Source organism: Pseudoscardovia radai (assembly GCF_002259605.1).
GTDB lineage: Bacteria > Actinomycetota > Actinomycetes > Actinomycetales > Bifidobacteriaceae > Pseudoscardovia > Pseudoscardovia radai.
On sequence record NZ_MWWR01000006.1, the window covers coordinates 45382 to 66002 of the forward strand.

The window sequence follows — 20621 nt, forward strand, 5'->3', positions numbered from 1 at the left end:
ACGCCGGAAGGGGTACCTGTTGGGGTTCGATGATCTGGCCGCGTGGGCGGCGCGGCTCGGGGTGCGCGTGGTGGAGCAGCCTTTGCCGTGCGGGTACTGCGGCGTGTGGGACTGGAAACGCAACCGCGTGATACTCCACTCGGGTCTCAACGACGTGCAGCGCCGGTGCACGCTGTGCCACGAGCTATGCCACGCAGAACAGGGTGACACGGCGTGCGGCGGCAGGGGCGAGGCGCACGCCAGGCGCAGGACCGCGCTCACGTTGATAAGCGTCGCCGACTACGCGACAGCAGAACGCATATGGGACGGGCAGGCGTGGGGCATGGCATGCGAGCTCGACGTCACCCTCCAGGTGCTGGACGACTACCGGCGCATCCTGCACGACCGCGGATAGGACGAGGCGGTGTGAGGTCAGAAGAGCGGCGTCTGCCTTCCTGCGTGCCGGTGTTCGATGACCTTCGTGATGGCGTCCCATCTCTCGTACATGACGCCGTCGCGTCCGATGCCGCGTCTGACGCGCATGACGGCCTTGAGCACGTCGCCCTTGGAGAATTCCTCGCCGTCGTCCATGCGCGCGGAGAACGCGGCATCCTCCATGGCCACGAAGCAGGGCGGCATGGTGCCGTCGGTGACGCGCCACTTGCCGTTGCGGCGGAAGGACAGGTCGAGCACCTGGATGATCTTGGTGACGTCTCCGGTGGTCTCCTGCGTGGATTCCGGGTCGTATGTGGCGATGGCTTCGGCGTCCGCGGCGTCGATTCGTTCCGTTTCGCTGTCGCCTGCGATGGTCATGTCCGTGACGCCCGCGCCGTCCACGGGCGCGGCGATGCCTTTGACGCCTTTGACGAACGCGGGGTCGGTCATGAGGCGGAGCGCGTCGCCGGTGGCTGTGATTGTGGTGCCGTCGGCCCATGCGACGGTCATCCCGCCGTCGGGTGCGGGTGTGGTGCGTTCCGGTGTGCCGTGGCGCGCCCTGTGGCGTATGAGGCCGATGGCGCCGATGATGGCGCCCGCGATGCCGGTGGCGTTGGAGATGGCGGTCGTGTCGTCGCCTATGAGCGCGTCCACGACCGTGTGCCATGTGTGGGTGAGGGTGAGGATGATGTCGAAGGATCCTGGGCGCGTGGCGTCGACGGTGAGGCTTGTTTCGGAGCCTGGGTCGATGGCTTCCCTGGCGGCGGCCGTGGCGGCCGCGAGCTGGACGAGGGCGTTGCCGAGCGTCGCGGCGTCCATGCTGTGGTCTGCGAGCGCGGGCCCGTCGTATGCGAGGGTCATCTGCGCGGCGGTGCGTCTGTTCGCCGTCATCGTGGTCTCCTTTCCGTGGCTTGTGTCAATCTTCGCACTGTCTTCGGCGTGTCGCGTGCCCCGCGTGTTGACATATCTATAGTTGCTGTGCTATTATAGTTTATGTAAGGAAAAGGAAAGGAGGTGAAACCCATGGACGACTTCTTCGACTGGGCTTCGATTGTCGTCGGAATCCTTCAGATTCTCGTCGGTGTCTGGGCTGTGCTCCGCGGCGAGGAACACTCCAAGCCGAAGCACTCGAAGCGCCACAAGAAGTAAAGACAGGGTTCCCGGTCGACCAACTACCGGGAACCCTCCCTACCAACGTAGTCCATGGGAGGCATCATGAGCAAGAAGAACACATGTCTCGGGGTCGCATGCGCCGTCGGCGCGGCCGGCACCATCTGCTGCATCCTCGCCGGGAATGACATCGCGGCCATCCTGTTCGCCATTGCGACGGGAATCGACGGATTCTTCGCCGGCTGGGGGCGCTACGGCTCCGGCAGCGAAGACGATGAGGAAGGCGGCGAGCGATGACCGCCGAAAGATTCCTCAGCTACACGGAGTTCGCCGAACGCATAGGCGTCCGGACCGGCGCGCTCGGCAACTACCGTCTGCCCGAGCCGGACGCGTACATCGGCCGCACGCGCGGGTGGAGGCCCGAGACCATCGACGCGTGGAACGCCTCGCGCCCCGGCCGGGGCGTCGGCGGCGGAAGGCCACGCAAGAACCCCAGGGCATAAATTTCAACTCACGCGGCCATCACGGCCACGAGGGCTCCCTACCGGGCGAAGAAACGCGCGGGCGCGGGCATCGACCCGGGCCTCACGGTGCACGACCTGCGGCACACGGCGGCGAGCATCATGGTCAGCTCCGGCGCGAACGTGAAGGCCGTCCAACGGCAGCTCGGGCACGCGAGCGCGAGCATGACGCTGGACGTGTACGCCGACCTGTTCGACGATGACCTCGACCGGCTGATGGGCGGCGTGCAGGCTCTCGTCGCTTCGGCGGATTGTGGGCAGAATGTGGGCAAACCCGTGGAGCCGGGCGTGTGAATCCAAGTGTTTGCAACTGTTCCTCGTGTTGGTGGCCGGGGGTTCAATTCCCCGCGGCTCCACTCTTTCCAAGGCCTCGCACCCGCAAGGGTCGCGAGGCCTTTTGCATTGCGATTACTGGGGTTTCGGGGGTATGTGCGAGATGCCGATGATGTGCGCCGGAAAGCGTTCCGGAAGTGTTCGAGAAATTATCTGCCGGTTTGTGGGGTCCCGGAGACGAAAGCCGCGACGCAGTTTCAACGATTTCGCGGCCTCTCTACTCGGCACACCCCCCGAAAACGACCCCACAAACCCCGAAATACACCCCGCCCGGGCACATCGAACACCCCGGAATGCGAATTTGCACATCCAGATCCGAGCCAGAAAACACAACCAGGAACGAAAAACTCCCGCACGCGGCAAGGCGGCATAACAGAAAGCCGCCCGAAGGCGGCTCCAAGAAACTCAAAAACAGGGCGCGGCTACTCGTCGGAACCGGGGATCTCGTCCTCCGGTACACCAGCGCGGCGCAAAAGCTCACGGCAGGCAAGCTGCGCACCCCAGTCCATCTCGTCCTCGCCCTCGGCAAGAAGCCGGTCGAGAACAAGCCTGACGGCATCCGGAGAACTCGGAACAGCAGCACTGACATCAGCAAGGTCTTGGACAAGGATATTCAGTGCCAACGAAGTGCAGTCGTTCCTATACACACTTTCGACGGACTCCTTCGCTTGAACAAGCCCATAGCGGTCCAAATCAGGAAGAAGCAGATTCATGGCCTCCCGGTATGTCTTCACTTCCATGCTGCGCCGCCTTCCGACCTTCCTGCCCCGCCGACACGCCGCTCCCGCAGGCAGAACCGACGGCCGGCAGGCGTTCGATACGCTCGAAGAGGCGTATTCCCCGGTTTGTGGGGTCGTTTTCGAAGGTCCGGCGAGTAGAGAGGCCGCGAAACCGTTGAAACTGCGTCGCCACCTCGGCCTTGGGGACCCCACAAACCGGCAGATAATTTCTCGAACACCCTCGGGCGATCACTCGTCCTTGTTGTCCTTCTCCTCGTCCTTGTCCTTCGCTGCACGAGTCTTCTTGGACCCCAGCGCGGTGATGATGCGGATCGCCTCGCCCGCGTCATTCGTATGCACGGCGTGCAGCAGGATGCCGTTGATGCCGGCTGTGTTACCCGTGTTCGGCAGCACCGCCTCCATCGCCTTGCCCATGCCGTCGAGCAGCTCGGCCGTGCGGTCGGTCCACCGCTCCCCCGCCTTATAGCGCTTGACGAGCTCGTCCCATCCCTTGGTCTTCATCACCGCCGCGGCGGCCGCGTGCACGGGCTGCGCCACCTTGTACGTAATATGCTCCGGCTCGGCGCGGCCCCAGCGCAGCGCGTCCTCGTTCTTGACCGGCGCGCAGCTGGCGTCCACGTAGGTCACCTTCGGCTCGTTGTCGTTCTCGACCACCTTGGTCGGCAGCGTCCCCTTGAGAATGAGGTCGTCGACCACATCCTCGCCCACGCCCCACGCCGCGGCGGCCATGGAGGGGTACACCCATTTCTTGTCCTTGCGCCCCTCCTGGGCCGCGGTCTCCTCTACCTTCTTGACGAAGGCGTTGATCTCCGACTGGGTCATGGCCTGTGCCGCCATATTTCCTTCTTTCTGCTGTTGGTGCTCTGGGTGTTGCTGCAATAGGTATTGGTGCAGGGGTTATTGGTGCCAGGGTCCGGAGGCGCTGCGTTCGACGCGCGCCTGGCGAGCGCCGGCAATGCGGTCGCGCCGTCAGCGCGACGATGGTTTCGACGATCGCACCGCCGGTGCGGCGTCGAGGGGGCCTCCCCATGCGACGCCGACCATCTGGTAGCCGTCCTTCATGCCGTCGCCGTCGGCGAAACCGAATTTCCGCGCGACGGCCATCATCTCCTCGAGGTCCGGGGAGCCGGATTCGACGGCGAGGTCGCGGCTGTCGGTCCATTCGCAGGGGGCGCCCTGCGACTCGCCCCAACCCATGGCGTATTTGCCGTCCGACGCGCGGCGGACCACGTAGATGGTGGAGGCGGAGCCGAGATCGGAGAAATCCACGAGCGGGTCATCGTCGGACCACTCGACGGCGGCGATTTCGTATCCGTCGTCGGGAACCGGGAGATCCGCGGCGGCACCGGCACCGGCTCCGTCCGCGGCGCCCACCGCATCGGCACCGTTCTCTTCGCGATGCGCGAAACCATACGACACGGCGGCGTTCAGGGCGTCGGCGAAGGTGGGGAAAGTGGTGGCGACGGAGCCATCGTCGGACCACGTCCAGTCGTGGTCACGCGGGTCGAGACCGTAGTCCACGAAGAACAGGCCGTCCTTCGTGCGCCTGATGGCGTAATCGACCCCGCCGTTGTCGCTCGTACGCATGTGGCTTCTGGCTCCTTCCGCGCCTTGGCAAGAATTCGCCCCCATTGTACCGAATCCGGGCGGATTGCGTGGCGGAATGCGGATTTTGCGCGAAGGGCGCAAAGGCGGCCAGCCGAAACCAGCCACCCAACGCCCCGTCACGCACGCCCCGTCACCAGCACCCGCATCACGCGCGCCCCGTGGCCGCGGCGGGCCGCCTGGCACGACGCGCCTTGCGCGGCCTCGTGCGCTTCTTGAACAGCGACAGGTCGAACACGTCGTCGCATGCGGAGGCAACCTCGGCCGAATGGGTGACGATGATCACCGTCCTGCCGTCGTCCTCCGCGAGCGCCCGGAAGATATCCACGATGATGGCGGTGGATTCCGGGTCCAGGTTTCCGGTCGGCTCGTCCGCGATGATGACCGACGGACTGTACGAGAGCACCCTGGCTATGGCGACGCGCTGCTGTTCGCCGCCCGACAGCTGCCCGATGCGCCGATCGATGTAATCGTCGGGAAGGTCCACCTCGTCGAGCACGCGCAGCACCGTCTCGCGCGCCTCCTTCCTGCCGTGCCAGGCGCCGGCGAGCTTCATGCTCATGGCGATGTTCTCGCTGACGGTCATGCTCGGCATGAGGTTGAACGATTGGAAGATGACGCCGATCTCGCTGGCGCGGTAGGCGTAGCGGTCCATCTTCGACAGGTCGCGTCCCTTGTACAGGACCGTTCCCGACGCGGGGACGGCGAGGCCCGACAGCAGCGAGAGCATGGTGGTTTTGCCGGTGCCGCTGGGGCCGATGACCGCGTGCATGCGGTTCGGCGCAAACGCATGGTTCACGTGGTCGAGCACAAGCGGCAGGCCCGGGCGGTAGCGGTACGAGACGTCGCGCAGTTCGAGGACGGGGCGTGTGTCGGGTGTGGTTTCGGTGGATTCTGTGGTTGTCATGTCGGTCTCCTCATCGGTGGTGGTGTGCGCTCCTGTGCGTGCGTCGTCCTGCGTGGCGGCGGGCGCCGCGGCCCCGGTCCGCGAATCGTTGTGTGTCGGCTCCGTGCGCGTCATGTCAGCTCCTGTCCGCGAGAATCTGAAGCGGCTCGTACCTGAGCACCCAGATGACGCCGACGAGGCCGGCCAGCAGCGCGAGCACGAGGATCGCGAGCGCCGCGAGGCCGACGGTCGCCAAGTTGACGCTGGCGTTGACGGTGCTCACGTAGCTGGTCATGCGCCCCATGGGGCCGTTGCCGCCGGGTTGTTGCGGGGCGGCGCCCGAGTCGGGGGCGGAGGCGTCGGAAGATGCCGTGGCATCGGACGACGCAGCGGAATCGGACGACGCTCCCGCCTCACCGCTGGCACTGGCACTGGCACTGGCGGAGGATGCGCCACCCGGCGCGGCCCCGCCCTTGAGCTCCCTGCCGAAGTTCCGCACCTGCTGGGTGGATTCGGCCTGCGCGGAGCTCACCTCGCTTTCGAGCAGCTTGTTCGAGACGGGGACGCTGGCCACGGCGCCGATGCAGGTGCCGAGCACGAGGCCGATGACGGCCACGATGACGGTCTCGACCACCATCTGCGCGGCCACGGTGCGCTTATGCATGCCCATGGCGGTCATGACGCCCATCTCGTAGGTGCGCGTCCTGATGGAGAACAGCGTCATGGCGATGAGCATGACGGCGCCGAGCGCAAGCACGACGACGAGCAGCGTCTTGGCGAATTTCGACAGGTTGAGAAGCGGTTCGATGGAGTTCTCGTAGTTCTCCACGTCGCTCGACTGCACCTGGTAGGAGTCGCTCAGGCCCGCGTCTGAGCAGGCCTGCACGAAGGCGTCGTAATCGGCGCCCGACCCGAGCACGTAGGTGTAGGAGATGGTGGTGTCGGAGGATGTGTCGGCGTCGAGTCCGAGCGAGGTCAGCGTGGCCATGCTCACGATGATGCGGTCGGAGGAGGAGCCGCCCATGCCGCCCGCCCCGCCGGGGCCGGCGGATCCGGAGTCGCCGCCGGTGCTCGTGTATGTTCCGACGATGGTGAAGGTGATCTGGTTGCCGCTGGAATCGGCGGCGACGAAGGTATCGCCGACGGACAGGCCGTTGAGTTCGGCGAATTCGTCGGTCACCATCGCGTCATGGGTGGAGGTGTCGCCGTCGGAGTCATCGGAATCGGTGACGGTGCCGGAGGTTCCGGTCACGACGGCCTGGCCGTCGGAGACGGTGATGCCGAGGCTGGAGAGCGCCTCGTCGCTGGACAGGCCGACGAGCGTGAAGTCGGAGGAGCTGGCCATGCCGCCCGCCCCGCCGCCCATGTCGCCCATGTCGCCGCCCTGCCCACCGGGCTGCCCGGCCGCAGCGGAGTCGCCTGAGCTGCCGGAGCCGGAGCTACTGGAGCTCGATGACACGGGCTCCGCCTGCCCGTCGACGGCCGTCAGGCCCGCCGTTTCGGAGTAATACGTGCTTTTGAGCAGGCTTCCCGCCGCGGAGGCGTATGTCTCGTAGTCCGACAGCGACAGCTGCATGTCGCTCATGGCTTCGCGCGCCGCATCCCGCGCGGACGAGGAATCCGTCGTATCCGTGCCCGTGCCGCCCGCGTCCTTGATGACCTGACTGCGGTTCATGCTGATGGTGGCGGTGACGGTCTGGTTCGCCAGACCCGTCGTCTTCGCGCTGTTCGCCGCCTGCATGATGGCGAGGCTGACGACGACGGCGGCCGTGATGATGGTGAACACGACGATGAGGAGGATGGAGTAGCCCTTCCTGCGTCGCGTCGATCGCCAGGCGTTGTCGAATATCATGATGTGTCCTTGCTCCAGGCCCGTGCAGGCGCCGGCAGCCGTGCCGGCCTCTCTTTCCTATCGATGGGCCCGGCCCTGGTGAAGGCCCATGTAGGGGCATTGTGCGACGGCAAGCGTGGCGAATCATCCGTGCGGATTGCAAGGAGGCGCAAGGTTGGCTGGGAATTCCCTCCACGATGGCGACACGGGGCGCCGCGGCTGCGACACGAGGAGACACGGGCGGGCGAGGCACCATTGGCGAACGGTGCCCACGGGGCGGCCCGAGCAGGTGCGCCATGTCTGTCGAATCCCCTACCATGTCTGTGTCTGGGGCCGGACTTCGCCTGTGGCGGACGGTCCGTGGCAGACGGTTCCAAGGGGAGCGGGAGCAACACACGATGAAGAAGCCGAACGGCACCAAGGCGACGCGGAATGCAGGCATGCGGCGAAACGCCGCGCCCCAGTGGGGCTCGCCGGAATTCCGCGCCTCCTACGTCTCCCCGGTCGTTCCCGGTGACGGCACAGACGCCGCCACCATGGCCCCGGCGGCCGCCCCGCCCACCGCCGCCCCGTCTTCCGCGGCCCCATCGCAAGCGGCCCCGTTGTCCGTCAACCCGGTGCCCCGCGTCATCGGCATCATCGCCATCGTCTGCATCGCCGTCGCCGCCTGCGTGGTCGGCACGGCGCGCCGCATCCCGCCGCGCGACTACCTTGCCGCGGCCCGGGAGTTCGAAAACCTGCAAGGCAGCATCGATAACGTCACCGCAGCGTATTCGCAGGTCGGCGTCGACATCATCTCCTTCCCCGGCTCCGTCACCGCCGACACGACGTCGGGCGTGACGGCCAAGCTCGACGCCCTGTCTTCCCGAACGGCGGGACACGCCGACGACGACCTGTTCACGCGCGACGCGGAGGCGAAGTCGCGATTCGACGCCCTGAGGCAGTCCACGGATTCCTTCACGCAGCAGGTCTCCGGCTACATGGCATTCGCGCCGCAGCTGGCCGCGGCCGCTTCGGCGTGCTCCGGAAACGGGGCGCAGCTGGCAACGGGCGACAACGTGCAGTTCCTCGCCGACTACGCCTCGTACCTCGATGCGTGCTCCGCCGCCGTCGGCGCGCTGGACGAGGCCACGGACCAACAGGATGCGTCGGCGTGGATCGACTCCGCGAACTCCTTCGTCTCGCAGCAGAAAGAGACGCTTGCGACGCTCCAGGGCATGGGCAGCACATCGACGATGACGGCGCAGCAGACCACGCGCTACCTCGACGGCCTCGGCACCCTGGCGGGGCGCACCGCCCCCGACGTGTCGGATGCCATCACGGCCATCAACACAACCATCGCGGCCGCGGATCCCTCGACGGCGCTGCACGAGCTGGAATCGTATCTGTACGGGAAATCCGCCAGCGACCCCACGGGGACGGCCGGCGCCACCACAGGCAGCGGCACCACAGGCACGGAGGCACAGCAATGAGCGACAGCCAGATGACGAATACCACTGACGCGGCACAGAACAACGCCCCGACCGACACGCCGGAGACACGCCGCGACACGCCGCGGAACGGTGCGCCCGGAACCCCCGCCCCGTCAGCCGCCCCGTCCTCTGACAAGCCGCTCGCATGGCTGGACGGCGAGGGCCTGCATTTCGATGATGCGAAAACCCTCGCCGCCGTCCGGCGCAAGCCGGTGTCGGCCACGATGATCTCCGGCCTCGTCGACCGCTGTCCCGCCCAGTACCTGTTCTCCGATAAGCTCAAGGACCTCGTCATACCCGTCACGCCGCAGGATGCGCGTATTCGCGGCATCGTGTTCCATCGCGCGTGCGAACTGTACTACGCACGCCCCGATGCCCGCCGCGGCGCACCCATCGACCCGGAGGCCTTCGAGGAGTGCAAGACGAAGGCGCTCGAGGAACACCCGGAGGTCAGGGACGACCCCGAGGCAAGCGCGTGGCTCGAGGCGGCGTCCCGCCGCTTCTGCGCCATGGGCCCCGAGGCCACGGACGTGACCGTCGCAGGCTACCGCGATGACAGGGGCCGGCAGTCCCCCGCCCTCGAGATGAAGGTGACGGGGCGGCTGGACGGCGTGGGGCGCCGCGTCTTCGGCGCCATCGACCGCCTCATCACGCCGAATCCCGACAATCCGCGCAACGTGGTGATCGACGATTACAAGACGGGCGGCAAGGCCTGCGTGTACTCGGACCGCATGCGCTTCCCCGACTTCTCCTACCAGCGCCAGCAGACGCTGTACTCGATGCTTCTCGAAGGCGATACGCGCACGTTCTCGGACGGCTGGCATCTGCTGGGTGGCCGCCTCATCTACCCGATGGCCGAATACGTGACGCTTCACGATGACAACGCCGGCACCGACGTGAAGGTGTCGGTGCAGGGCCAGGGCGCGATCATCAGGCTCGACGTGCGCAACCCCGAATACCGCCGACGCACGCTGGACGACGCGGCGAAGGCATCGGACGCGCTCGACCGGGAGAGCGAGACGAATCTGTTCGAATACCGGCCCTCGGTGCTGTGCGCATGGTGCCCGCTGGCGAAGATCTGCCCCGCGGCACGCATCGGGTCGAAGGAGAACGCACAGAAGGCCTTCGCCGACCAGCCGGATGCGCAGACGCTCGCCCCCGCCATCGTCCGCGCCTGAGAACGGGGCGAGCCCAAGGTGGGGCGCCCGTGGCACGGGGAGGCCGTCAGCGCCCCGCAACGGCCCCTTCCGCCTCTTTCGAAATCCGCGCCCGCGCAACCGCCTATCGCAACCGCCTGTCCGATGAGGCTATTTGATGATCGGCGAATCGGCGCTCGACACGTTGATGTTCGTGATCGACGCGTAGCTCGCATCCCCCGCGTCCTTGAGCGCAAGGATCTTCTCGACGACGGAGACCTTGAAGTCGATGTCCTCGCTGTCTCCCCACAGTACGGTCACGCCGTCGTCGATCGTGGACGTGACGGAGTCGCGGGTGGCGGCGGTTGTGGAGGTGACGCGCGGCGACAGCGTGTCGGTGAAGCCGCCCATGACCTTGATGGCCTCGGCGATGGCGGCGTCGTTCGTCGCGGCGTCCGCCGATGAGACGTCGATGCGCGGGATGCCGTTGTAAGCGCCGGGGGCGGACTGCGTCTGGAGGCGCTCGCCGTCCGCCGTGACGGGCACGAGCGTGTCATCTGACGTGACATGGAGCACGGCGGCGGGCTCGGCGCTTGTCAGGCTCACGGTCAGGCCGTGCGGAAAAGTGCGGCGCACGGTGACGTCGCTGACGCCGACGAGGTCGTCGAGCTCGGCTCGGATCTTCTCCGAATGCACGAGGAACAGCGAGGAGCCGGAATCCGTGGAGATGATGCGGCTGACGGCGTCCTGATCCACCCACTGGTTGAGGCCGGAGAGCTGCGTCTGCGCCGGATCGTAACGGAACACGGGCGAGAAGAACAGCACCCAGCCGCCGGTGACCACGAGAACCGCCACGAGCATGAGAACCGCCACGCGGCGCGTGATGCGGTGCGCCATGGCCATGGTGCGCTCCTTGCGGCGCTGCGGGTAGCTGACGACCTTGGGGCGCAGGAGCATGCCGCCCGCTCCCCCGTCGCCGGGCGCGTCGAGACGCTCGGGCACGGAGGCGTCGGGGTCGAGCGAACGGGCGTCCACGAAGCCCTGGTGCGAACGTGAGGAAACGAGAATATCGTCGGGAAGCATGCCACGGGGTGTGTCCGCGCCCCCGCCGGCAGCTTCAGCGACGGCCTCGCCCGTTCCGCTTCCGGAAGCGTCCGGCGACACGCCCGACACGCCGCGGAAATCCGCGGACGGGGCGGATGACGGAGCCGAGCCGGGCGCGTCCGACACGCCCGGCGCATCGGACGCGCCGGACCTGACCGAATCCAACGCCCCGGAGGACGAGATGCTGCGCGGCCGGCGCGCCTCACCGTTGCGCGGCGTGTCGCCGGAGCCGCCCGACGAGACGATGCGCCGGCTCATGCCGCCCCGTTCGCCCCGCTGCCGGCCCGACCGGCGTCGGACGCGCCATCGGAGGCGCCTGGGAAGCGCTGGCGCAGCGTGTCGAGGATCTCGGTACCCACGCCCGTGATGCTGCCGGCGCCGACGGTAAAGAGCACGTCGCCGGGCTTGGCGTCGTTCGCCAGATCGACGGCGGCCTCGTGCATGTCGGGCACGACGCGCAGCCAGTCGCCGCCGATGCCCTGCTGGGTGGCGGCGTCCACGATGGTGTCGGCCGAGACGTCGGGCCAGTCGGCGTGCTTCTCGCGGGCCGGGAACACGTCGGTCACGATGACGTCGTCCGCCTTATGCAGGGCGGCGGCGAAATCGTCGGCGAAGAACTTCGTGCGCGAATACAGATGCGGCTGGAATACGACGCGCAGCGTGGCGCCCGGGTAGCGACGGCGCGCGGCGTCGAGCAGCGCGGCGATCTCGGTGGGATGGTGCGCATAGTCGTCGATCAGCGTGATGCCGTTGACGATGCCCTTGGTTTCGAAACGGCGGGCGGCGCCGTAGAACTCGCGGATGCCGCGCACGGCGTCGGCGGGGCGCATGCCCAGCAGCAGGCACACGATGATGGCGGCCGCGGCGTTCCTGGCGTTATGGATGCCGGGGATGCGCAGCTCCACGGGAATCGTGAAGGTCGGCGCGCCGTTCGTCTCGTAGTTGGGAAGCAGCGCGGCGGGGAACGTGAGCACGAAATGCTCCGGGAACGGCTGCTGGCGGTCGTCGGTGACGGATTCCTGCCCGATATGCACGATATTCACGCCCTCGAGCCCTTCCAGCGCCTGCGGGTCCTGCGTCGTATACGCCACGGCGCGGCGACGCGCGGCATCGTCCAGGGATCGGAGCGTCTCCAGGGCGCCCGCGTCGTCGGCGCACGCCACCACATGCCCGTAGGCGTGGCCGGCGTACTCCTGGAAGGCGCGCTGCACCGCCTCGGCGGACTTGTAGTGGTCGAGGTGGTCGGCTTCGACGTTCGTGATGACGGCGATATACGGATGGTATTTCTCGAAGCTGCCGTCGGATTCGTCGGCCTCGGCCACCATCACGTCGCCATGGCCGGCGTGCCCGCCGTCGATGATGCCGCGCTTGGTGCGCACGCTGCCGCCGATGGCATACGACGGGTCCACGAGGTTGCCCGATCCGGCGCTTTCGAGGATCTGCGCGATCATGGCGCTTGTGGTGGTCTTGCCGTGGGCGCCGGCGACGGTGACGGAGCGGTGCTCCGCGAGCAGCAGGGCGAGGATGTCGCTGCGGTGCAGGAGGTACTTGCCTTCTTTGACGGCTGCCTGGATCTCGGGGTTGTCGGGCTTGATGGCGCTCGACCAGACGACGGTCTTGGCCTGGTGGACGTTGGATTCCTTCTGGCCGTAGAAGATATGCGCGCCCAGTTCCTTGAGATGCTCGGTTTTGGCGGATTGGATGCGGTCGGAACCGGAGACATCGACGCCGCGTTCGAGCATCATCTCCGCAAGAACGCTCATTCCGGCGCCTCCGATGCCGATGAAATGAGTCCTTCCCAGATCTTCCAGGCGAGCATCCGCGTACGTAATCGGTTGACTTGTGGGGTCGAGCGTCACGGATACCAGATCGTCCGTCATCGCAATCCTCGCTTCCCTTCGTTGGGCTTCTAACCCACACTTTAGTCTGTCCATGTCAGATGCGTTTTTCGCATCGTCTGCGTCATCGGGCGGCGCAAGCTCACCCAAGCCTAGCCGCGGCGCGCGACGCGCGCATCCGCGATGTCGAGCACATGCCGCGCCATCGTCTGCGCGGCGTCGCGGATGCCGTACGACCACGCCGCGTCGCCCATCGCGCGCAGAGCATGCCTGTCATGCACAAGCGCCGGCACGTTGGCGCGCACCCAGTCCGCGGTGAAATCCGCATCGTCGACGAGCAACCCGCCGCCGGCGTCCACCACGGGGCGCGCGTTGAAGCGCTGCTCGCCGTTTCCGATCGGAAGCGGCACGTATACGGCGGGCACGCCGAGCGCCGTGATCTCGGCCACGGTGCCCGCGCCGGAGCGGCAGATGACGAGGTCGGCGGCCGCGAAGGCGAGGTCCATGCGCTCCCAGTACTCGACGGCATGGTAGCGTTCGTCGGACGTGCTGCCCAGCCCCGTGATGTTGCCGGGGCCGGCGGAGGCGTCGACCGCGGCGCGCACGTCGGCGATCTTGCCCTTGCCTGTCAGATGCACCACCTGTGCGAATTCGAGCAGCGTCTTCGAGGCGCCGGAGACGGCGGCGTTGAGGCTCTGCGCGCCGAGCGAGCCGCCGGTGACGAGCACGACGGGAAGCAGCGGGTCGAGGCCGAGGCGGATCTTGGCGCTGGTATGCGCCGTGTCGCGGTTCTTTTCGAGGCTGGCCGCCATGGCGGCGATGGGGGCGCGCAACGGCAGGCCGACGCGCTCGATCGGCGCCTTCGACGAAAGCCCCGTCCCCTCGTAGACGGTGCCGATGTAGGTGGCCCAGCGGGCGCCGAGCTTGTTGGCCATGCCGGCGCGCGCGTTCTGCTCGTGGATCACGACGGGCAGGCCCGCCTTGTGGGCGGCGTAGTAGGCCGGCGCGGCCGCGTATCCGCCGACGCCGACGACGACGTCCGCCCCGCGTTGCGCGAGGATGCCGCGCACCTTAGCCGTTTCGCGCCTCCACAGGCCCGGGAAGCGGAACATGTAGCCGTTGGGCTTGCGCGGGAAGGGCACCTTGTCGATGGTGTCCATCTCGAAGCCGGCGGCGGGCACGAGGTCGGCCTCGAGGCCGACGGCGGTGCCGATGATGGAGATGCGGGCCTCGGGGCGCATGTCTCGGATGGCGGATGCGATGGACAGCATGGGGTTGACGTGCCCCGCGGTTCCGCCTCCTGCGAGGACGATGCCCGGTGCGGTGCTGGTTCCTGTCATTTCTTCCCTCTCCCCCGCGCTCGGTGCGCGGTGTATGCGGCGTATGCCTTCTGATGCTTGTGGTGGTTCTTGTTGGACGATGGACGGCGCGTCGGCGTTTCGGTTGCCCGGGGCGGGCGGTGGGCCCGGCCCCTAGCCGCGGCGGGTGGCGGCGCGCACGGCGGGTATTCGCCGCGCCTCGTATATGACGACGCCGCTGGCTGCGAGGCAGGATATCAGCGAGCTTCCGCCCGACGACAGGAACGGCAGCGGCAGGCCCGTGACCGGGAACACGCCGAGCACGACGGCGATGTTGATCAGGGCCTGCGGAATGAACCAGAACATGACGCACAGGATGGTCATGCTGCCGATGAAATGCGGGTGGTTGAGCGCGAGCACGAACAGGCACCAGGCGATGAGCATGAACAGCACGATCACCGACAGGGCGCCGATGAAGCCGACCTCCTCGCCGATGATGGCGAAGATGAAATCGCTTTCCGCCTCGGGCAGGTAGTTCCATTTCTCGTGCGAGTTGCCGATTCCCACGCCTGTCACGCCTCCGGAGCTCAGTGCGTAGATGCCGTGGATGACCTGGTAGCACAGGCCCTGCGAATCCTCGGCGTTGCAGCCGTTGACCACCACGAGGATACGATTGAGGCGGCTGGAATTGGCCATGACGCCGATTGCGAGGACCCCGGCGCCACCTCCGAAAAGCCAGTACAGGGCCTTGCGCGGGATGCCCGCCGCGATGAGAGCGCACAGGCAGATGATGAGCACGATCATGGCGGTGCCCATGTCCCTGCCGAGGAACACGAGGCCAAGCGCCGCTGCGCTGAAAACCAGGGGCACGGCCCAGTTGACCTTGATCTCCGGATCGCGCGAGCGCACCGCGTTGTACAGAAGCACGGGCAGCATGACGCACACGCCGACCTTGAGCAACTCGGCTGGCTGGAACTGCAGGGGGCCCAGGCGGATCCAGCCCCTGTTGCCGTTGTATTCCACACCGATGACGCCCGTCAGCCCCTGGAGGATGGCGGAGCCAAGAACGACGGCGGCGCAGCACACGAGATGGATGGTCTCATTGGGTATGGCGAAAAGCAGGGCCGCGACGAAGCCGAGGGCCGCGAACGACAGCTGGCTGATCGCCGCCTTGATCGGCGAGACGCCCTGGCTGACGAGTTCGACGCTCGAGCTCGAGTAGACCATGATGACGCCGAAGAGCGTCAGCGCCACGACGGCGGCTATGAAGCCGTTGTAGCAGTACACGGGGTTGAGGAAGAAGCGCCATCCGCGGTAGCTCGCCGTGGAGACGGGCTGGAAGTCGTCATCGTCGCCGCGGTCGAGGCAGTGGCGGAACTGATGGAGGCAGCGCTGGGGCCAGGGCACGCTGGCAGGCAACGGCTCGGGGCCGCCGCGCAGCGTCGTCCCGTACAAGGAGGTGGCGGTGCCGTCGGCGGCGCTGCCGGTCGAGGCGGCGCGATCGGCGGAGGCTACGCGGCGCATGTCGGCCAGCGAGCCGGGGCCGGGCGCGTCGTCCGCTCCGTTCCGGGAGTCCTCGCCCTGGCCGCCCTGAAGAAGCCCCAGGCTGCGGAAGGTACGGCGGAGCCACGATTCGCGCGGCGCGGCAGCGTCCTGGTGCGAGGAGGCGCCGGATGCCGCGCGGGATGCCGACGGGCGGGATGCGGATGACGAATGCGATTGCGAAGAACGCGATGCCGACGCACGGTGCGACGACGCGCCGGAAGTCCGCGGCGTGTCGCGACGCCCCGCTCGATTCCGGGATGTGTCATCACGAACCGCGTCATCCCGTGACGCGCCGCGGGCGGCGAGGTATTCCTCGGAGCCGAACTGGGGCGCCGAGGTGCGCGGACGGGAGCCGTCCGCGCCGGAGGAACGGCGGTCACGCGCCATGCGCAGCCACCCAATCCTTCGCGGCGGAGGCGAACTTATCGCCGCGGTCCGCATACGAGACGAACTGGTCCATGGAGGCGCAGGCGGGGGCCATGAGCACCACGTCGCCGGCCTGGGCAAGGGCGCCGGCCGCCTCGACGGCGCGCGCCATAACGGTGTCGCGCGGCTCGGGGTCGATGACGGTGACGGGGATGTCGGGGGCGCTGGCGGCGAACGCGTCAGTCATAGGCGTCGTGTCGGCGCCGATGATGACGGCGGCCTTGATCGTATGCGCCTGGTCGCGCACGAGGTCTTCGAAGCGCGCACCCTTGGCCAGACCGCCGGCGATCCACACGACGGACTTGTCGGGGTAGCTCGACAGCGACGCCTTCGCGGCATGCGCGTTCGTGGCCTTGGAATCGTCAACGAAGCGGATCGTGCCGTCGGCGCGGTGGGCCGTGGCGATGAGCTGGATGCGGTGGCCGCCGGGGGCGAATTCCTTCAGCGCCTGCACGGCAGTGAAGGAATTCACGCCCATACCGCGCGCCAGGGCGTATGCGCACAGCGCGTCGGCGAGCAGATGCGGGTACACGGTGCCGTCGGGCTCGGTCAGGTGGCGGAATTCGCTGACGCGCACGAGGTTCTCATGCGCCTGTTCGCTGCGCAGGGCGGAGCGGTCGCACACCCAGCCGTCGCGGATGCCGATCTGGCCCTCGGCGGGCTCGCCGAGCGTGAAGCCGATCCGCACGCAGCCGTCGGCGGGACTCGCCTCGTGCGCGAGGCGTGTCACGTTCTCATCATCGGCGTTGTACACGAGGACGCGCTTGACGCCGCGGTAGACCTTCGCCTTGTCATGCGCGTAGTTGGCGAACCCACCGTGCCAGTCGAGGTGGTCGTCGGCGAGGTTCGTGATGGCGGCGCAGTCGAGTTCAAGCGAATCGGTGAAATGCATCTGGAAGGAGCTCAGCTCCACGGCGAGCGCATCGTTGGACGCGTCGACGGCGGCGCGGGAAACGGGCACGCCGATGTTGCCGACGGCAGGCGCCTTGAGGCGGGCGGCGGTGAGAATGGCGGACACCATCTCGGTGGTGCTCGTCTTGCCGTTGGTGCCGGTGATGCCGATCCACGGGGCCGGGCGGCCGGTCTTCTGGTTGTCGGCGCGCAGGAGCCACGCAAGCTCCACTTCGGAGATGACGGGGATGCCCTTCTCCTGCGCCGTCACGATGAAGGGGCTGGTGGGACGGAACACCGGGGAGGAGACGACGAGGCCGATCGTATCCCACGGCACGGCGTCGAAGGAGGCGTACGTGGCCTCGGGCTTCCTCTCGTCCACCGTGACGACGCGGTGCCCCGCGGCCTCGAGGACGTCACGGGCGGAGACGCCCGAGACCCCCAGGCCCGCCACGAGGGTGGCCTGGCCTTGGGCATCCATGCTTGCGAAATCAACCGTGTTCATTGTTCTTCCTTGTTCCCGGTCCGCCGGACGTGCCGCCGGATCCGCGCCGTTATGCGTGTGTGGTTATGCGTGTGTGCGGGACGTGGCGGTGGCGGCGCGGCCGCCGTCCCGTTCGCGGCCGTGCCCATGTGCTGTGACGCTGTGGCTTCGTGCAGTGGCTTCCGACGCCCGTCACAGGATGACGTTCGAGTGGATGAGCCAGTCGCTGTAGAAGCACATGACGCCGACCATGGCGAACATGACCTCGATCATCCAGAAGCGGACGACGACCTTGCTCTCCGACCACCCGAGCAGCTCGAAATGGTGGTGGATCGGCGCCATCTTGAACACGCGCCGGTGCCTGGTCTTGAACACGCTGATCTGGATGACGTCGGAGAGCGCCTCGATGACGAACAGGCCGCCGATGATGACGGCGAGCAGCTCCGTATGCGTGGCGATGGACAGGGCGGCGAACAGGCCGCCGAGCGCCAGCGAGCCGGTGTCGCCCATGAAGATGAGGGCCGGGTTCGTGTTGTACCACAGGAACCCGAAGCATGCGGCGAACGCGCAGCCGGCGATGATGGCGAGGTCGCTGGGGTCGGTGATGGCGTACTGCATGCCGTCGGCCGGATGCGAGCCACCGATGAGGTGGTTCGCCTCCCAGAATCCGATGAACGCGTAGGCGACGAAGGCGATGGCGGAGTTGCCCGTGCACAAGCCGTCGAGGCCGTCGGTGAGGTTGAACGCGTTCGTCCACGCGGCGAGCAGGAAGTTCACCCACACCACGTACAGGATGATCGACAGGATGCGCCCCGCCCCCTCGAAGGAGATGACCGTGGAGCCGATCCATGTGATGCCCGTGCGGGCGGCCGTGGTATCCCCGTGCTGCGGAAGCACGACGACGAGGATGGCGAACACCGTGGCGATGACGATCTGCCCGATGAGCTTGCCGTGGATCGACAGGCCCTCGTTCTGTTTCTTGCGCACCTTGGCGAAATCGTCGATGAAGCCGAGCGCCCCCATGACCAGCATGACGAACAGCACAAGCATCGCCGTCATGGAGTATGGCGCCCCGTAGCTCAGGTGGCGCCAGATGGCGGAGACGAGCCAGCCGATGAGAATCGACAGGTTGATGACGACGCCGCCCATCGTGGGCGTTCCGCGCTTGACCAGATGCGACTTCGGGCCGTCCTGGCGGATGTACTGGCCGTAGTGCAGGCGGTGCACGATGCGGATCATGATGGGTGTGCCGACGAGTGTGCACACCAGCGAGGCGATGAAGCCGATGATGAATGCAATCATGCGTTGTCCCCTTCTGCGCGTGAGGCGGTCGGCGGCTTCTGGGAGCCGGCGGCCTGGGATGTCCAGCGCGTGGCCAGGCCGCTGAGGCCCGAGGCGTGCGATCCCTTGAGGAGCACGACGGAGCCGGGGTGGTCGGCGGCGAGCGCCGTGACGGAGCGGTCGGCCTCGTCGGCGCCGTGCACGAGCTCGACGTGCATGCGGCCGGAGGTGTCGGCGGCGCGCGCGCCGTCGGCGAAATCGGCTGCGAGGCGGTCGAGGTTCGGGTCGGTGTCGCTTCCCACGCACACGATGGCGTCGATGCCGAGGCGCTGGCAGTAGGCGCCGATGTCGCGGTGCTTGGCGTCGTCATCGTCGCCCAGCTCGAGCATGGAGCCGAGCACGGCGATGCGGTACGGAGTGTCGGTGCCCTCCGCATGCCACGCGGCGAGGCCGTCGAGGCCTGCCTTCATAGAGTCGGGGTTCGCGTTGAAGGAGTCGTCGATGAGGGTGAAGCACGCTCCCGCGGACGCGCCGCCGTCACGGGACGCATGGCCGGGCAGGCTCACCGTGGACACGGCCATGCGGTGCGGACTGGCGGCGGTCTGCGCGTCGAGCACGGAGACGATGTCCTCCAGCGGCACGCCAAGACGGAGGGCGACGGTGGTGGCGGCCAGCGCGTTCATGACGTTGTGGCGGCCGCGCAGGGCCAGATGCACGTGGGCCTGGCCCTCGGGGGTGACGAGGTCGAATTCGGGGCGGTCGGTGCCGTCGACGGTCACGTTCGTGGCGCGCACGTCGCACGGGTTGTTGGATTCGGCAATGCCGAACCAGCGCACGGTGGAGGCCGGCGTCATATCGGCCATCGTGGCGACGCGCGGGTCGTCGGCGTTGAGCACCGCCACGCCGTCGGCAGGCAGCGCCTGCACGATCTCGGCCTTGGCGCGGCGGATGTTCTCGACGGAGCCGAAGCCACCCAGGTGGGCGACGCCCACCTTGAGCACGACGGCGATATCCGGCGGGACGAGGGACGCGAGGTAGCGGATCTCGCCGATGGCGGAGGCGCCCATTTCGGCGACGAGGTAGCGCGTGTCGGCGTCGACTTTCGTGGCGGTCAGGGGCAGGCCGATCTCGTTGTTGAACGATCCGACGGGCGCGACGGTGGGCGCCTGGGTCGACAGGATGCCGCGGATGAGATCCTTCGTGGTGGTTTTGCCGACGGAGCCGGTGATGCCGATCACCGTGAAGGGCCGCCCCGTGGCGCGGCGCGCGGCGACCGTGGCCTTGGCGACGGCGCCGAGCGCGGCCACCGTGTCGGGAACCACGATCTGCGGGATGTCGACGTCCTGCTCGCGCGTCACAAGCGCCGCGACGGCGCCCGCCTCCCGTACCTGGCGGACGAAATCATGCCCGTCCACATGGTCGCCTGCGATGGCGACGAAAAGGGAGCCGGGGCCGGCCTCGCGCGAATCCGTGCACACGGAGCCGACCGTCGCCGCCGCCCCGTCGCCGCCGCAATGCGTGAGACGTCCGGCCGTCGCCCGGGCGATCTCAGCCACGCTGAGAGACATCATCGAAATACGCCTTCCTTGCTTTTCTTGTTTGCTGTCTGGTAGTCGTTTACGTCGTTGCCGTCCGGTGCTATCCGGCCGCCGCGCCTGCCGCCGGACCTTCGCCCGGGCGCGCACCGCATTCCGCGGAACCGCACC

The 20621-nt window shown here is 67.6% G+C and carries 19 protein-coding genes and 1 pseudogene; 7 read left to right on the forward strand and 13 right to left on the reverse strand.

Annotated features, from left to right (window positions below; translation table 11 throughout):
- Positions 1-19: 19 nt before the first annotated feature.
- Entirely contained in the window at positions 20-394 is a 375-nt protein-coding gene (locus PSRA_RS04265) for an ImmA/IrrE family metallo-endopeptidase (RefSeq protein ID WP_245834887.1), read from the forward strand.
- Between the two features lie 17 nt (positions 395-411).
- Here the strand turns inward: PSRA_RS04265 and PSRA_RS04270 are convergent, their stop codons facing one another.
- Positions 412-1305, reverse strand: a complete 894-nt coding sequence (locus tag PSRA_RS04270; protein WP_094660666.1) for an LAPAL motif-containing putative phage structural protein — start codon at positions 1303-1305, stop codon at positions 412-414.
- Positions 1306-1437: 132 nt separating this feature from the next.
- Between PSRA_RS04270 and PSRA_RS09660 the strand changes: the two genes are divergently transcribed.
- The 4 genes and pseudogenes from PSRA_RS09660 to PSRA_RS04285 all read left to right on the forward strand — a co-directional run.
- Positions 1438-1563, forward strand: a complete 126-nt coding sequence (locus tag PSRA_RS09660; RefSeq protein ID WP_275542331.1) for a hypothetical protein — start codon at positions 1438-1440, stop codon at positions 1561-1563.
- A gap of 66 nt (positions 1564-1629) precedes the next feature.
- The gene (locus tag PSRA_RS04275) at positions 1630-1821 is read left to right on the forward strand and encodes a hypothetical protein (RefSeq protein ID WP_143516325.1); all 192 of its coding nucleotides are present in this window, start codon (positions 1630-1632) and stop codon (positions 1819-1821) included.
- The gene (locus PSRA_RS04280) at positions 1818-2027 is read left to right on the forward strand and encodes a hypothetical protein (RefSeq protein ID WP_094660668.1); all 210 of its coding nucleotides are present in this window, start codon (positions 1818-1820) and stop codon (positions 2025-2027) included. The genes PSRA_RS04275 and PSRA_RS04280 overlap by 4 nt, the downstream gene beginning before the upstream one ends.
- A 39-nt stretch (positions 2028-2066) precedes the next feature.
- A pseudogene (locus PSRA_RS04285) lies at positions 2067-2339 on the forward strand (tyrosine-type recombinase/integrase); the annotation flags it as partial.
- 461 nt (positions 2340-2800) lie between these two features.
- Here the strand turns inward: PSRA_RS04285 and PSRA_RS04290 are convergent.
- The 5 genes from PSRA_RS04290 to PSRA_RS04310 form a co-directional block, all read right to left on the reverse strand.
- Positions 2801-3118, reverse strand: a complete 318-nt coding sequence (locus PSRA_RS04290; RefSeq protein ID WP_094660670.1) for a hypothetical protein — start codon at positions 3116-3118, stop codon at positions 2801-2803.
- A 228-nt stretch (positions 3119-3346) separates the two neighbouring features.
- Positions 3347-3955 carry a hypothetical protein gene (locus PSRA_RS04295; RefSeq protein ID WP_094660671.1) on the reverse strand — a complete coding sequence of 203 codons (609 nt, stop codon included), beginning with the start codon at positions 3953-3955 and terminating at the stop codon, positions 3347-3349.
- Positions 3956-4087: 132 nt separating this feature from the next.
- Positions 4088-4705, reverse strand: a complete 618-nt coding sequence (locus PSRA_RS04300; protein ID WP_094660672.1) for a hypothetical protein — start codon at positions 4703-4705, stop codon at positions 4088-4090.
- Positions 4706-4871: 166 nt separating this feature from the next.
- Positions 4872-5744: an ABC transporter ATP-binding protein gene (locus PSRA_RS04305; RefSeq protein WP_245834888.1), complete on the reverse strand. Its 873-nt coding sequence runs from the start codon at positions 5742-5744 to the stop codon at positions 4872-4874.
- A 1-nt stretch (position 5745) separates the two neighbouring features.
- Positions 5746-7461 (reverse strand): ABC transporter permease, encoded by a 1716-nt coding sequence (locus PSRA_RS04310; RefSeq protein ID WP_245834889.1) that lies wholly within the window; start codon positions 7459-7461, stop codon positions 5746-5748.
- Between the two features lie 377 nt (positions 7462-7838).
- On the opposite strand from PSRA_RS04310, the gene PSRA_RS04315 reads away from it, so the two are divergent.
- Both PSRA_RS04315 and PSRA_RS04320 read left to right on the forward strand, forming a co-directional pair.
- On the forward strand, positions 7839-8912 hold the full coding sequence (locus PSRA_RS04315) for a hypothetical protein (protein ID WP_094660673.1): 1074 nt from the start codon (positions 7839-7841) through the stop codon (positions 8910-8912).
- On the forward strand, positions 8909-10090 hold the full coding sequence (locus PSRA_RS04320; RefSeq protein WP_094660674.1) for a PD-(D/E)XK nuclease family protein: 1182 nt from the start codon (positions 8909-8911) through the stop codon (positions 10088-10090). The genes PSRA_RS04315 and PSRA_RS04320 overlap by 4 nt, the downstream gene beginning before the upstream one ends.
- Before the next feature lie 129 nt (positions 10091-10219).
- Here the strand turns inward: PSRA_RS04320 and PSRA_RS04325 are convergent, their stop codons facing one another.
- From PSRA_RS04325 to PSRA_RS04355, 7 genes are all read right to left on the reverse strand, one after another.
- The gene (locus tag PSRA_RS04325; protein ID WP_094660675.1) at positions 10220-11410 is read right to left on the reverse strand and encodes a cell division protein FtsQ/DivIB; all 1191 of its coding nucleotides are present in this window, start codon (positions 11408-11410) and stop codon (positions 10220-10222) included.
- On the reverse strand, positions 11407-13032 hold the full coding sequence (murC, locus tag PSRA_RS04330; RefSeq protein ID WP_094660676.1) for a UDP-N-acetylmuramate--L-alanine ligase: 1626 nt from the start codon (positions 13030-13032) through the stop codon (positions 11407-11409). The genes PSRA_RS04325 and murC overlap by 4 nt, the downstream gene beginning before the upstream one ends.
- A 110-nt stretch (positions 13033-13142) precedes the next feature.
- Positions 13143-14330: a UDP-N-acetylglucosamine--N-acetylmuramyl-(pentapeptide) pyrophosphoryl-undecaprenol N-acetylglucosamine transferase gene (locus PSRA_RS04335; RefSeq protein WP_094660677.1), complete on the reverse strand. Its 1188-nt coding sequence runs from the start codon at positions 14328-14330 to the stop codon at positions 13143-13145.
- A gap of 132 nt (positions 14331-14462) precedes the next feature.
- Positions 14463-16220 (reverse strand): FtsW/RodA/SpoVE family cell cycle protein, encoded by a 1758-nt coding sequence (locus tag PSRA_RS04340; RefSeq protein WP_094660678.1) that lies wholly within the window; start codon positions 16218-16220, stop codon positions 14463-14465.
- On the reverse strand, positions 16210-17631 hold the full coding sequence (murD, locus tag PSRA_RS04345; RefSeq protein WP_094660757.1) for a UDP-N-acetylmuramoyl-L-alanine--D-glutamate ligase: 1422 nt from the start codon (positions 17629-17631) through the stop codon (positions 16210-16212). The genes PSRA_RS04340 and murD overlap by 11 nt, the downstream gene beginning before the upstream one ends.
- A 195-nt stretch (positions 17632-17826) precedes the next feature.
- On the reverse strand, positions 17827-18936 hold the full coding sequence (gene mraY, locus PSRA_RS04350; protein ID WP_094660679.1) for a phospho-N-acetylmuramoyl-pentapeptide-transferase: 1110 nt from the start codon (positions 18934-18936) through the stop codon (positions 17827-17829).
- Positions 18933-20486, reverse strand: coding sequence for a UDP-N-acetylmuramoyl-tripeptide--D-alanyl-D-alanine ligase (locus PSRA_RS04355; RefSeq protein ID WP_094660680.1), 1554 nt, complete (start codon positions 20484-20486; stop codon positions 18933-18935). Before PSRA_RS04355 ends, mraY begins: the two co-directional genes overlap by 4 nt.
- Between the last annotated feature and the right edge of the window lie 135 nt (positions 20487-20621).